We start from the raw sequence: 13,018 nt of genomic DNA on the forward strand, positions 1-13,018 counted from the left end.
TATGCAGCGTTATCGTTTCTCTGGACGATTCGGCAGCTAAAAAGCAAAAAGGCCGGTTACCCGGCCTTTTGAGGGAGCTAAAACTCACGCGCAGTTATTTTTCCTGCAAACCGAGTTTTTTCTCCAGATAATGAATGTTAGTACCGCCGTGTTGGAAGTTCTCGTCACTCATGATCTTTTGTTGCAGCTCAACGTTGGTTTTGATGCCGTCGATGATCAGTTCCGCCAACGCATTTTTCATGCGAGCGATAGCCACGTCACGGTTTTCACCGTAGCAGATAAGCTTACCAATCATGGAATCATAGTACGGAGGCACAGTGTAGCCTGCGTAGATATGAGATTCCCAACGAACACCAAAGCCACCCGGTGCGTGGAAGCGCGTAATTTTACCCGGGCTTGGCAAGAAGGTATCAGGATCTTCGGCGTTGATACGGCATTCTACCGCATGACCGCGAACCTGAACTTCGTGCTGTTTGATAGACAGAGGCTGTCCTGCAGCGATACGCAGCTGTTCTTTAATCAGATCGACGCCGGTGATCATTTCAGTCACTGGATGTTCAACCTGAATACGGGTGTTCATTTCGATGAAATAGAACTCGCCGTTTTCGAACAGGAACTCAAAAGTACCTGCGCCGCGGTAGTTGATGTCTACACAAGCTTTAGAACAACGTTCGCCGATGTAGCGACGCAGTTCAGGCGTGATGCCTGGTGCTGGTGCTTCTTCGACGACTTTCTGGTGACGACGCTGCATTGAGCAGTCACGTTCAGCCAGATAGATCGCGTTGCCTTGACCGTCTGCCAGCACCTGAATTTCGATGTGGCGTGGGTTTTCCAGATACTTCTCCATGTAAACCATGTCGTTGTTGAAAGCCGCTTTGGCTTCCGCTTTCGTCATGATAATGGATTGTTCCAGATCTTTATCGCCGCGAACAACACGCATACCGCGTCCGCCGCCGCCGCCAGAGGCTTTGATAATCACTGGGTAACCGATGCGTTTGGCGATGGCTTTGTTCTTCACCATATCGTCGCCTAATGGGCCGTCAGAACCCGGTACGCAAGGGACACCTGCTTTTTTCATCGCGCTAATCGCAGAAACTTTATCACCCATCAGGCGGATAGTTTCAGCGCGTGGGCCGATAAAGATAAAGCCAGAACGCTCGATTTGCTCAGCAAAATCAGCGTTTTCAGACAGGAAGCCATAACCTGGATGAATCGCTACGGCGCCAGTAATTTCAGCTGCAGAGATAATCGCAGGGATGTTTAAATAGCTTTTGACTGATTGTGCAGGGCCAATACAGACGGTTTCGTCTGCCAGCAGCACGTGTTTCAGATCGCGGTCAGCCGTGGAGTGAACTGCTACGGTTTTAATTCCCAGCTCTTTACAAGCGCGCAGAATACGCAGGGCAATTTCACCACGGTTGGCGATAACAATTTTATCTAGCATGACTCGCCTCGTTATTCGATGACGACCAGAGGCTCGTCAAATTCAACCGGTTGGCCGTTTTCCAGCAGAATGGCTTTCACCACACCGGATTTGTCGGCTTCAATCTGGTTCATCATTTTCATTGCTTCTACGATGCACAGTGGATCGCCAACATTCACTTTTTGGCCCACTTCAACAAACGCTTTCGCATCTGGGCTTGGAGTACGGTAGAAAGTACCGACCATCGGAGAACGTACAATGTGACCGCTAATCGCTGCCGGAGCTTCTGCTACAGGTGCTGCCGCAGGCGCTGCTGCTACTGGAGCTGCCGCTTGCGCAGGTGCTGCATAGTAAGGCTGCATCATAGGCATGCTGCCTGCTGCTGGGGCACGACTAATGCGTACTGATTCTTCACCTTCAGAGATTTCCAGCTCAGAAATGCCAGATTCTTCAACCAGTTCGATCAGTTTTTTGATTTTACGAATATCCATGTGTGATTCCGTACTCTTTGTTGTTACGTAGAATATAGATGCTCATCTGTCTGAACCTAAACCCTGGGTTCGGATCGACCGGGATGACATCCTTAGTTAAATTTTTTCAGGCGGTTAACTGCCGCCTGCAGGGCGAATTCGTATCCATCTGCACCCAAGCCGCAGATAACGCCAACAGCGATATCAGACAGATAGGAGTGATGACGAAAAGGCTCGCGTGCGTGCACGTTCGACAGGTGGATCTCGATGAACGGGATTTGAACTGCCAACAGTGCATCGCGGAGTGCTACGCTGGTATGCGTAAATGCCGCAGGGTTGATCAGAATGAAGTCAGTGTTGCCTCGGGCAGCATGAATGCGATCGATAAGCTCAAATTCGGCATTAGACTGCAAATGACTGAGCGAAACATTCAGCGCATCGGCGGCCTGTTCTAAATGGCTGACAATTTCTGGCAACGTGGTGCTGCCGTATTTGTCTGGCTCACGCGTTCCTAACAAATTTAGGTTAGGCCCGTTTAAAAGCAAAATGTTGAACTTATCTGCCATTGTGCTGCTATCTCCGGCAATCAGACGATCATCGTCAAAATAACCCTATGTCACCGACTTGTCACCTTTTCTGTGTCAATTTGTGGCACAGATCTGCGTATAAGGTCGGGCATTATAATGATTTCGTGGCAATTAGCAGCTAAATACTGGTCGAATCAGCGAAGATATTCAACTACGAACTTCGCTAGATAGAAACACGTTGAATGAATTTGAATAGAAAAATACTAATAAGTTCCAACCGTTACCGCCACCATTGGCGAATTTTCTGATAACGGAATGCTAACAATATAATCGCTCCAATCGCGTAAAAAATAGGCAATGGCGAGAGTGTTTTCACCGACCACAGGTAGTGAATCGGCGCTAGGATGGCCACAATATAGACAAAATTATGTAATTTCTGCCAGCCAGAACCCATTTTTCGCATCGCCCACTGGGTGGATGTCACCGTTAAAGCAAATAAAATCAGCCAACTGATGATGCCTAAGGTGAGATAAGGTCGCTTGATCAACTCACTGCCCAGCAGGGTGAAGTCTAACCCAAGTTCCAGAATTGTATAGCTGGCTAAGTGAATTGATGCCCAAACAAAACACCAAACTCCGAGCAAACGGCGGCAGCGAATTAGCAACGGTTGTTTTCCGTAGCGCGCCAGCGGGCTAATAAGAAGGGTGGCCAGCAGCAGTTTTAGCGCCATTCTGCCGGTGAAGTGCTGAATATCTTTAGCGGGATCGGCGCTAAGTAGTCCCTGTGTGGCCGCAAATACTAACCAAAGCAGCGGTAGGCTCGCCGCTAGCCAGATCAGCACTTTGACTATCTTTATCTGTTTGAGCGTCAGTCTTTTCATGTTTGGGCTGTTGACCTCGTACTCTAGGCTGCTGATGGATCATCTTGAGCACATCGGGTTAGTGGTTAGAAAAATTTCCTAAGATCCATGCCTTGATAGAGCGGTGCAACCTGTTCGGCATAACCATTAAAAAGCAGCGTTGGTTGGCGTTTGACGTCCAAAATGCCGCCAGAACCAATAAAACGTTCGCTGGCCTGCGACCAACGAGGATGATCGACATGTGGATTCACGTTGGCATAGAAACCATATTCGTCCGGAGCGCTGGCATTCCAGGTTGTCGGCGGTTCATCGTGAGTTAAGCGGATACTGACAATTGACTTAATCCCTTTGAAGCCATATTTCCACGGCACCGTGAGGCGCAAAGGGGCACCGTTTTGCGGCGGCAGCGCTTTGCCGTAGACGCCTGTGGTGATCATGGTGAGTGGATGCATGGCCTCGTCTAAGCGCAGACCTTCAATGTAGGGATATTTCAGCCCGCCGCCGATAAAGCGATCTTTTTGCCCCGGCATGTTGTCAGGGTCATAAATGGTTTGAAACGCCACGTAGCGAGCTTTGCTGGTGGGTTCCGCCATTTTTAGCAGTTTTCCCAGCTCAAACCCTACCCACGGCACCACCATCGACCAAGCCTCAACGCAGCGCATGCGATAAATGCGTTCTTCCAAGGCAAAGTGTTTATAGATGTCGTCCATATCGAGGGTGAGCGGTTTGGCGACTTCGCCGTCGATGCGAATTTTCCAGCCTTCGGTTTTTAACGTTCCAGCATTGGCTGCGGGATCGGCTTTATCCAAGCCGAACTCATAAAAGTTGTTATAGCCCGTCACTTTATCTTCCGGCGTGAGCGCGAGCTTTGCTTGGTACTCTGCCGGTTGGGTAAATTTCAATGGTTTACCTGCCGGAGCTGCGGGACGATCGTGCCCCTTAAACCAAGAGAGAAGATCGGCCTGAGCAGCATGGGGAAGCGCTAAAGATGCTGCGGTAATGCCTAACGCCTTGAGTACGCTGCGGCGTTGCTGAAACACGCTCTCCGGCGTGACATCTGATTCAGTGAATCTTGGAAATTTAGCCATGATAGATGCCTCTTGTTTTTCTTAATTATCGTCGCTGTTGAAAAACATGATGGCAGGAATTACGCGTAATGGAGGAGTATCACGAAATTGTTATAAACTCGTCATACTTAGCGTGAAGGTTCCCTCTCCTTCGCGGGAGAGGGAAGTGTTTAGCGTGAACGAGCAAGACGCTGCTTAGCGAACTTTCACTAAGGTGCGGCCCGTGACTTTGTTGTCGATTAAGGCCGCTGCGGCTTCTGCGGCTTTTTCCAGCGCAACTTCTGTTGACGCGTGTTCATAGAAGCTTTCTGGCAGTAAATCAGCCAAACGCTCCCATGCTTGGGTGCGGCGTTCATGCGGAGTCATTACGGAATCAACGCCTTGCAAACGCACATTACGTAAAATAAATGGCATCACGGTTGTAGGTAACTGATAGCCACCGGCTAGCCCACAGGCTGCAACCGTGCTGTTGTAGTCCATCTGAGCCAAGACTTTCGCCAGCACTTTATCGCCAACAGTATCAATTGCGCCTGCCCAAATTTGCTTCTCTAATGGTCGGCTGTCGGCGGTGAACTCACTGCGTGGCAGAACACGTTCTGCTCCCAGTGATTTTAGATACTCTTCATTACTGTCACGGCCGCTCACGGCAACAACGTGATAGCCCAAGCGAGTCAGCAACGCAATGGCGGTGCTTCCCACGCCGCCGCTGGCACCTGTAACCAGAATTTCACCGCTTTCTGGCGTCACGCCGCCATCTTCGAGAGCCATAACGCACAGCATGGCAGTAAAGCCCGCTGTGCCAATAATCATGGCCTTACGCGCATCCAGCCCCTGAGGTAATGCAACGAGCCACTCACTGCTAACACGAGCCTGCTCAGATAAACCGCCCCAATGATTTTCTCCCACGCCCCATCCTGTGAGGATCACGGATTGACCAATATGGAAACGCGGATCTTCGCTGTGATGGACGGTACCCGCAAAATCAATGCCGGGAACCATTGGGAAATTACGGATAATTTTGCCTTTACCGGTGATCGCCAAGGCGTCTTTATAGTTAAGGCTAGACCACTGGACATCAACGAGAACATCTCCTGCGGGGAGATCGTCAGTTTTCAGAGTCTGAATATTGGCAACGGTTTTGCCATCAATTTGTTCAAGCACTAAAGCTTTCATTCGGGAGCCCTCGTTGAGGTCATTAAATTGCCAAAAGATCGAGAAAATACCGCGAGACGCCTCATTCATTGACAAAAATCGTCTCGGATTAATTAGGAATTCGCTATGCTAATAGATTAATCAGTGTGTGAATAATTTCAAAAGTTGTCTTTGATATAGAGCAATGAAGCTCTTAGGATGTCGGTGTGCGCAATGGAAAGGCGCTTGGGAGCCAGATTTACGGCTAAGTTACATTATATAGGTGGGTACTGACAGGGATGCGTATCACAACCAAGTTGTTTGCGTTTGTTACGGTCTTAGTGGCATTGGCAATGTTGCTCATGTTACTGGGAAGCACATACAGTTTTTTCAATCAAAGCCATCATCGGGCTGAAAACCAGCTTAATGCCCTCGCCACGACTATCGATCAGCTGTTGTTGACCGAGCCGCGCAGCAATATCAAAAAATGGCTACCGGTGGTTATGCGCTCGTCTGGCGTAAATGAAATCATCGTCCACAATAATTCTCATCAGGTCTATCAGCTTAAATTACCGACCAGCTACAACGCGTGGGATACGCTAACCAACCAGCGCTATGTTGACGCGCCTTTAATGCATCATCCAGGCTATAGCCTAAAAATGGTGTATATCGATCCCACGGCGAGCTATACGCGCTCGCTGGAAACCATGTTTCCCGTGACGGTTTCTATCGGTCTGATGATTTTGGTGCTGCTATTTAGCTATCGCTGGCTACGTGAACAAACGCTGGGGCTCGAAAAGCTAGAGCGGCGGGCGCGGAAAATCTTGGGCGGTGAGCGAGAAAATGCGGTTCGTGGCGACGTACATGAGTTTCCACCTAACGCGAGTAGCGCTATCGATCGTCTACTTTCCGATCTGGCTGATGCGCGCGAAGAGCGCGGGCGTGTTGATACCTTGATCCGCGCTTTTGCGGCGCAGGATTCTCGCACCGGACTCAATAACCGCCTCTTTTTTGATAATCAACTGACGACGCAGTTAGAAGATGAAGGTGCGCACGGCGTAGTGATGGTGATCCGTGTGCCGGACTGGGAATCGATGGCGGGTCTGCCAGGTAAACGCGAGCGTGAAGAATACCGCTATTCGCTGGTGAATATGCTGTCGACGTCGGTCATGCGTTATCCATCTGGGTTATTAGCCCGCTATTTCCAAAACAATTTTGCCGTGTTGCTTCCTCATCGATCTTTAAAAGAAGCCGAAGGGTTTGCATCCCAGCTCATTAACTCGGTCAGTGCTATTCCTCCTGCCAACGGGATTGATAGCGAGGAAGTATTGCACATCGGGATTAGCCTTTATCATTATGGGCAAAGTACCGAGCAGGTGATGGATCAGGCCGAGCAGGCAGCGCGTAACGCGGTGCTACAGGGCAGTAACGGCTGGTTTATTGATAGTAACCCCGTGCCGGAAGTGGTACGCGGTAGCGTGAAATGGCGCACGTTGTTAGAACAAACGCTTGCACGAGGCGGCCCAACGCTGTTGCAAAAAGAAGCGGTCAGCGTGAGTGGAGAAGTGCATCATCACGATATTCTTCCTTATATTTACGATGGGGGTCAGGCGCTACCCAGCGCTGAATATTATCCGCTCGTTCAACAGCTTGGCATGGCTGAAAGCTATGACCGGCAGATGCTGCTTCAGATTATTCCTTTATTACGTCATTTTTCTGCTGAGAAACTGGCCTTTCCGGTTAGTATTGACTCATTATTGCAGCGCAGTTTCCAACGGTGGCTGCGTGACACGCTGCTTCAGAGTGAAAAATCGCTTCGCCAGCGTATTTTGTTTGAACTGTCTGAGGCGGATGTGAGCCAGCATATTGACCGTTTGCGCCCTGTTGTGCGCTTGCTACAAGGTTTGGGTTGCCACATTGTTATCTCTCAAGCAGGGCTCAAAGTGGTTAGCACTTCTTATATCAAGCAATTACAGGTGACGTTGGTAAAACTTCATCCTGGCTTGGTTCGTAATATCCATAAGCGTGTAGAAAATCAGCTGTTTGTTCAGAGCTTGACGGGCGCGTGTGAAGGCACGTCGGCACAGGTTTTTGCCGCAGGCGTACGAACTAAAGAAGAATGGCAGGTACTAAAAGACAAAGGGATCGCCGGTGGCCAAGGAGATTTTTTTGCAAAACCAAGGCCTGTTAGTCGTGTGTAAAAAAAATATTCACATCGACAATAAATTGGCCTTTTTGTCGCGTGAAATTCACGTAGAATAGCGCGCGACCAAGTCATTCATAGTTGGTAGGTGCTAACGTTAGTGACCACCTGCCGATTGATACAAAAGACCGTCCGCAGTATTCGACGCATTAATGCATCGAAACTGTTCAGCAATAGGTTGTCTATTGGTCAAATATTGTCTGTCGGTCAGTTTCAAAGCTCATGTGTGCTGTGTTTTACCGTTCAACGAATTACCGGCGTGGTGTTTCTGTGGCCGCTGAAGGTGAGATTGTGCTGTTATTTCTCTGACCTGTAGGCCTAATTCATTGAATCTCAAACATGGTGTAAATTTTCACCGAAGTAGGACGTTTTTGCGCCTTGTCGCTGCTTCGCGTGGTTGGTAAAGTAGGCGGATTTTATTTTTCGCCCCCAGCTTTCAGGATTATCCTTCAGTTATGTTTAAGAAATTTCGTGGCATGTTTTCAAATGACTTGTCCATCGACTTGGGTACAGCCAATACCCTGATTTATGTGAAAGGACAAGGCATTGTATTGAACGAACCGTCCGTAGTGGCGATTCGTCAGGACCGCGCAGGCTCCCCGAAAAGCGTTGCCGCGGTAGGGCATGAAGCTAAGCAAATGCTGGGCCGTACGCCAGGTAATATTGCCGCGATTCGTCCAATGAAAGACGGCGTTATTGCCGATTTCTTCGTGACTGAAAAGATGCTTCAGCACTTTATCAAACAGGTGCATAGCAACAGCTTTATGCGTCCAAGCCCACGTGTCTTGGTGTGTGTGCCAGTAGGTGCAACGCAGGTTGAACGTCGTGCAATCCGTGAATCTGCGCAGGGCGCAGGTGCTCGTGAGGTCTTCTTGATTGAAGAACCAATGGCAGCAGCCATTGGCGCAGGCTTGCCTGTTTCTGAAGCTACCGGCTCAATGGTGGTGGATATCGGTGGTGGTACCACTGAAGTTGCCGTTATCTCCCTTAATGGCGTGGTTTACTCTTCTTCTGTACGTATCGGTGGTGACCGCTTCGATGAAGCTATCATTAATTATGTGCGTCGTAACTATGGCTCACTGATTGGTGAAGCAACCGCCGAACGCATCAAGCACGGCATCGGTTCTGCTTACCCTGGTGATGAAGTTCACGAAATCGAAGTTCGTGGCCGTAACCTGGCAGAAGGTGTTCCTCGTGGCTTCACGCTGAATTCCAACGAAATTCTGGAAGCTCTGCAAGAGCCTCTGACGGGTATCGTAAGCGCGGTGATGGTTGCTCTGGAACAGTGTCCACCAGAATTGGCTTCTGATATTTCCGAGCGCGGTATGGTTCTGACCGGCGGCGGCGCACTGCTGCGCAACTTAGACCGTCTGCTGATGGAAGAAACCGGTATTCCAGTTGTTGTTGCCGAAGACCCGCTGACCTGTGTGGCGCGTGGTGGTGGTAAAGCGTTGGAAATGATCGATATGCATGGCGGTGATTTGTTCAGCGAAGAATAATCGGCCAGTAGGTAGGAGCTTGGCTCCTGCTTGCCGGTGATGCCACGTGTTTGCCACCGGATTGGGAATTCCCAAGCCGGTGGTTGTGCATCGTGGAATCGCTAAAACCGCTCGGGAAACGCTTGCCTGTTTCCCTGCTGTCGAGGATAACGCAATTTTATGAAGCCCATATTTAGCAGAGGCCCTTCTCTGCAACTCCGACTCTTTCTGGCGGTGGTTGTTGCTATTGGATTAGTGATTGCAGATAGCCGTTTTGGTACTTTTCTGCAGATTCGTAGCTATCTTGATACCGCCGTTAGTCCTTTTTATTATCTGTCAAATGGACCTCGTCAGATTCTGGACAACGTTTCAAGTACGTTGGCCACCCGCGAACAATTGGAACTGGAAAACAGGGCATTACGCCAAGAACTCCTATTAAAAAATAGCGATACCCTGTTACTCGGTCAGTTCAAACAAGAAAATGCCCGTCTGCGTGAGCTGCTGGGATCGCCGTTGCGTCAGGATGAGCACAAAATGGTGACGCAGGTCATTTCCACATTGCCCGATCCGTATAGCGATCAGGTGGTGATAGATAAAGGTAGCAACAGCGGCGTTTATTTTGGTCAGCCTATCATCAGTGATAAAGGCGTAGTGGGTCAGGTTGTTGCCGTCGGCAAAATGTCTAGCCGAGTGCTGCTGATCTGTAATGCTTCACATGCTTTACCTATTCAGGTATTACGCAACGATATTCGCGTGTTAGCTGCGGGTAACGGTTGTACTGACGATCTTCAGCTTGAGCACCTTCCTGCCAACACTGACATTCGCGTCGGTGATGTCTTGGTGACATCCGGCTTGGGTGGACGTTTCCCTGAAGGCTATCCGGTTGCCGTGGTTTCTTCGGTTAAAGTGGATAACCAACGTGCTTATACCGTGATCAAAGCGCGTCCAACCGCTGGGCTACAACGCTTGCGCTATCTGCTGCTGCTGTGGGGTGCCGATCGCAATGGCACCATGCCGCTGCCGCCAGATGAAGTACATCGTGTTGCCAACGAACGTTTGATGCAGATGATGCCGCAGGTATTACCGACGCCGTCTGAAATGGGTCCCCAACAACCCGCGCCAACTGCAGGTATTACCCCGCCGGGAACGACTCCCGTTGCGCCAGTAACGCCTACCAATAATGCTACCAACTCAACCACTCCTGCGGTTTCGCCTTCAGCCACAACGCTTCCTGCTCGTGCGCAAGGAGGCCGTTAATGTCGGGATATCGTAGCCAAGGACGGTGGATTATTTGGTTGTTCTTTCTGCTGGCCTTCGTATTGCAAATAATGCCGTGGCCGGACGAATTGATGATGTTTCGGCCGAATTGGTTAGCCTTGTTTCTGATTTACTGGGTGATGGCGTTGCCGCATCGGGTTAACGTTGGCACGGGGTTTGTGCTGGGCCTGATCTGGGATCTCATTTTAGGCTCAACGCTCGGTGTTCGCGCGTTAGCGTTTAGCCTGTTGGCGTATCTGGTCGCATTCAAATTCCAACTATTCCGCAATATGGCACTCTGGCAGCAGGCCCTGATGGTGGTATTACTCACGGCTGCCATGGACGTTGTTGTTTTCTGGGGTGAATTTGTTGTGGCAAATGCCTCTTTCCGTCCAGAGGTATTCTGGAGTAGTGTGGTTAACGGCGTGCTGTGGCCGTGGCTATTCTTGCTGATGCGCAAAGTTCGCCGTCGTTTTGCGGTGCAATAATTTACCTTAGGGTAAAGCTCATTCATTTATAACGAGATATAACGAGAATTTTCAATGGACTCTATCTATCTGGGATCTGGATCGCCGCGCCGTCGCGAATTATTAGCGTTAATGGATATTCCATTCGAGCGCTTGATTATCGATGTGGAAGAACAGCGCCAGCCAGAAGAAACGCCATTGGAATATGTTTGCCGTTTGGCTCAGGATAAAGCGCGTGCAGGTGTTGATGCAGCGCCAGAAGACAAACCGGTGCTGGGTGCCGACACGATTGTTGTGCTAGATGGCTTAGTGCTGGAAAAACCTAAAAATGAGACTCATGCGGCACAGATGTTGCGCCAACTATCAGGGCAAACTCATCAGGTGATTACCGCGGTTTCATTGGCAGATAGACAGCATCAGTTATATTGTCATGTGGTAACCGACGTGACATTTCGATCTCTCAGCGAACAAGATATTCACGACTATATCGCCAGCGGCGAACCCATGGATAAAGCGGGTGCATACGGAATACAAGGAAAAGGTGGCTGCTTCGTAAGATCTATTACCGGTAGTTATCATGCCGTAATGGGACTACCGTTAGTAGAAACACAAGAGCTACTTAAACAGTTTATGGCGTTACGGGACGTGAGGAGAGACCATGACAGCTGAATTGCTAGTTAACGTTACACCTTCAGAAACACGGGTCGCCTACATTGACGGGGGGATCCTGCAAGAAATCCATATTGAGCGCGAATCTAAGCGTGGCATTGTGGGTAATATTTACAAAGGGCGCGTCAGCCGTGTACTTCCCGGCATGCAGGCGGCTTTTGTCGACATTGGATTAGATAAAGCGGCATTTCTACATGCCTCGGACATCATGCCGCACACCGAATGCGTGGCGGGTGATGAGCAAAAAAACTTCCACGTACGTGATATCGCCGAGCTGGTTCGTCAGGGACAAGACCTGATGGTTCAGGTTGTCAAAGATCCCCTTGGAACAAAAGGCGCACGCCTAACCACGGATATTACGCTGCCTTCTCGTTATCTGGTCTTTATGCCGGGAGCGAGCCACGTTGGCGTTTCTCAGCGTATTGAAGGCGAAGCGGAACGCAATCGTCTGAAGTCTATCGTTTCTGAATACTGTGATGAGCAGGGCGGTTTTATTATCCGCACGGCGGCAGAAGGTATTGATGACGAAGAATTGGCACAAGATGCCGCATTTTTAAAACGTTTGTGGACCAAAGTAATGGAACGCAAGCGTCGCAATAAAACCAAATGTAAGCTGTATGGCGAATTGGCCTTAGCGCATCGCGTATTGCGTGATTTTGCAGGCGCCGCGTTAGATCGCATCCGTGTTGATTCACGCCTGAACTTTGATTCATTGACCGAATTCACCCGTGAGTACATTCCGGAGATGACGTCTAAGCTTGAGTTGTATACGGGCAAGCAGCCCATTTTCGATCTCTATGACGTTGAGAACGAGATCCAGCGCTCGCTCGATCGTCGCGTTGAGCTAAAATCGGGTGGCTATCTGATCATCGATCAAACGGAAGCCATGACGACGGTTGATATTAATACCGGTGCGTTTGTGGGCCATCGTAATCTGGATGAAACCATTTTCAACACCAACGTTGAGGCGACTCAGGCAATTGCTCGTCAGCTACGGCTGCGCAATTTAGGCGGAATTATCATCATTGATTTCATTGATATGAGCAGTGAAGATCACCGCCGCCGCGTGCTGCATTCGTTGGAGCAGGCGCTTAGCAAAGATCGTGCGAAAACCAGCATAAACGGTTTTTCCCAGCTAGGATTAGTGGAAATGACGCGCAAAAGAACGCGCGAAAGCATTGAACATGTGCTGTGCAGCGATTGTCCAACCTGTCGCGGGCGTGGAACGGTGAAAACCGTCGAAACCGTATGCTACGAGATTTTGCGTGAGATCGTTCGTGTACACCATGCTTATGACAGCGATCGATTCTTGGTTTATGCGTCACCTGCCGTTGGCGAAGCGCTGAAAAGCGAAGAATCTCATTCTTTGGCTGAGGTGGAGATTTTTGTGGGTAAACAGGTCAAAGTACAGATTGAGCCGCTTTACAACCAAGAGCAATTCGACGTGGTTATGATGTGATTTGAACG

12 protein-coding genes are annotated in these 13,018 nt (G+C 49.7%); 6 read left to right on the plus strand and 6 right to left on the minus strand.

What is annotated here, in order from left to right; translation table 11 throughout:
* Nucleotides 1-94: 94 nt before the first annotated feature.
* The 6 genes from accC to acuI all read right to left on the minus strand — a co-directional run bounded on the left by accC (nt 95) and on the right by acuI (nt 5,519).
* On the minus strand, nt 95-1,444 hold the full coding sequence (accC, locus tag RSC70_RS12530; RefSeq protein WP_025798454.1) for an acetyl-CoA carboxylase biotin carboxylase subunit: 1,350 nt from the start codon (nt 1,442-1,444) through the stop codon (nt 95-97).
* An 11-nt stretch (nt 1,445-1,455) separates the two neighbouring features.
* Nucleotides 1,456-1,914 (minus strand): acetyl-CoA carboxylase biotin carboxyl carrier protein, encoded by a 459-nt coding sequence (accB, locus tag RSC70_RS12535; protein ID WP_072310189.1) that lies wholly within the window; start codon nt 1,912-1,914, stop codon nt 1,456-1,458.
* Nucleotides 1,915-2,006: 92 nt separating this feature from the next.
* Nucleotides 2,007-2,459: a type II 3-dehydroquinate dehydratase gene (gene aroQ, locus RSC70_RS12540; protein ID WP_040045623.1), complete on the minus strand. Its 453-nt coding sequence runs from the start codon at nt 2,457-2,459 to the stop codon at nt 2,007-2,009.
* A 241-nt stretch (nt 2,460-2,700) separates the two neighbouring features.
* Complete coding sequence (msrQ, locus tag RSC70_RS12545; RefSeq protein ID WP_234619609.1) at nt 2,701-3,300, minus strand: protein-methionine-sulfoxide reductase heme-binding subunit MsrQ; 600 nt, start codon at nt 3,298-3,300, stop codon at nt 2,701-2,703.
* A gap of 65 nt (nt 3,301-3,365) precedes the next feature.
* Nucleotides 3,366-4,367 carry a protein-methionine-sulfoxide reductase catalytic subunit MsrP gene (gene msrP, locus RSC70_RS12550; protein WP_234619608.1) on the minus strand — a complete coding sequence of 334 codons (1,002 nt, stop codon included), beginning with the start codon at nt 4,365-4,367 and terminating at the stop codon, nt 3,366-3,368.
* Nucleotides 4,368-4,541: 174 nt separating this feature from the next.
* Nucleotides 4,542-5,519 carry an acrylyl-CoA reductase (NADPH) gene (gene acuI, locus RSC70_RS12555; RefSeq protein WP_025798443.1) on the minus strand — a complete coding sequence of 326 codons (978 nt, stop codon included), beginning with the start codon at nt 5,517-5,519 and terminating at the stop codon, nt 4,542-4,544.
* Nucleotides 5,520-5,776: 257 nt separating this feature from the next.
* Between acuI and csrD the strand changes: the two genes are divergently transcribed.
* From csrD to rng, 6 genes are all read left to right on the plus strand, one after another.
* Nucleotides 5,777-7,678 carry an RNase E specificity factor CsrD gene (gene csrD, locus RSC70_RS12560; protein WP_332542603.1) on the plus strand — a complete coding sequence of 634 codons (1,902 nt, stop codon included), beginning with the start codon at nt 5,777-5,779 and terminating at the stop codon, nt 7,676-7,678.
* A gap of 457 nt (nt 7,679-8,135) precedes the next feature.
* Nucleotides 8,136-9,179, plus strand: a complete 1,044-nt coding sequence (mreB, locus tag RSC70_RS12565) for a rod shape-determining protein MreB (protein ID WP_012147106.1) — start codon at nt 8,136-8,138, stop codon at nt 9,177-9,179.
* 159 nt (nt 9,180-9,338) lie between these two features.
* Complete coding sequence (gene mreC, locus RSC70_RS12570) at nt 9,339-10,415, plus strand: rod shape-determining protein MreC (RefSeq protein ID WP_332542605.1); 1,077 nt, start codon at nt 9,339-9,341, stop codon at nt 10,413-10,415.
* A complete protein-coding gene (gene mreD / locus RSC70_RS12575; protein WP_040045629.1) occupies nt 10,415-10,903 on the plus strand; it encodes a rod shape-determining protein MreD in 489 nt (162 codons plus the stop codon). The genes mreC and mreD overlap by 1 nt, the downstream gene beginning before the upstream one ends.
* A 54-nt stretch (nt 10,904-10,957) precedes the next feature.
* Complete coding sequence (locus RSC70_RS12580) at nt 10,958-11,551, plus strand: Maf family protein (protein ID WP_063586331.1); 594 nt, start codon at nt 10,958-10,960, stop codon at nt 11,549-11,551.
* Nucleotides 11,541-13,010: a ribonuclease G gene (gene rng, locus RSC70_RS12585; RefSeq protein ID WP_040045631.1), complete on the plus strand. Its 1,470-nt coding sequence runs from the start codon at nt 11,541-11,543 to the stop codon at nt 13,008-13,010. Before RSC70_RS12580 ends, rng begins: the two co-directional genes overlap by 11 nt.
* Nucleotides 13,011-13,018: the final 8 nt, after the last annotated feature.

Origin of the sequence: Hafnia sp. (assembly GCF_036648275.1) — a bacterium.
GTDB lineage: Bacteria > Pseudomonadota > Gammaproteobacteria > Enterobacterales > Enterobacteriaceae > Hafnia > Hafnia alvei.

Coding starts and splice junctions, on each gene's coding strand:
- mreB (WP_012147106.1), top strand. CDS start 8,136: ATGTTTAAGAAATTTCGTGGCATGTTTTCAAATGACTTGTCCATCGAC.
- accC (WP_025798454.1), bottom strand. CDS start 1,444: ATGCTAGATAAAATTGTTATCGCCAACCGTGGTGAAATTGCCCTGCGT.
- mreC (WP_332542605.1), top strand. CDS start 9,339: ATGAAGCCCATATTTAGCAGAGGCCCTTCTCTGCAACTCCGACTCTTT.
- aroQ (WP_040045623.1), bottom strand. CDS start 2,459: ATGGCAGATAAGTTCAACATTTTGCTTTTAAACGGGCCTAACCTAAAT.
- msrQ (WP_234619609.1), bottom strand. CDS start 3,300: ATGAAAAGACTGACGCTCAAACAGATAAAGATAGTCAAAGTGCTGATC.
- mreD (WP_040045629.1), top strand. CDS start 10,415: ATGTCGGGATATCGTAGCCAAGGACGGTGGATTATTTGGTTGTTCTTT.
- accB (WP_072310189.1), bottom strand. CDS start 1,914: ATGGATATTCGTAAAATCAAAAAACTGATCGAACTGGTTGAAGAATCT.
- msrP (WP_234619608.1), bottom strand. CDS start 4,367: ATGGCTAAATTTCCAAGATTCACTGAATCAGATGTCACGCCGGAGAGC.
- acuI (WP_025798443.1), bottom strand. CDS start 5,519: ATGAAAGCTTTAGTGCTTGAACAAATTGATGGCAAAACCGTTGCCAAT.
- RSC70_RS12580 (WP_063586331.1), top strand. CDS start 10,958: ATGGACTCTATCTATCTGGGATCTGGATCGCCGCGCCGTCGCGAATTA.
- csrD (WP_332542603.1), top strand. CDS start 5,777: ATGCGTATCACAACCAAGTTGTTTGCGTTTGTTACGGTCTTAGTGGCA.
- rng (WP_040045631.1), top strand. CDS start 11,541: ATGACAGCTGAATTGCTAGTTAACGTTACACCTTCAGAAACACGGGTC.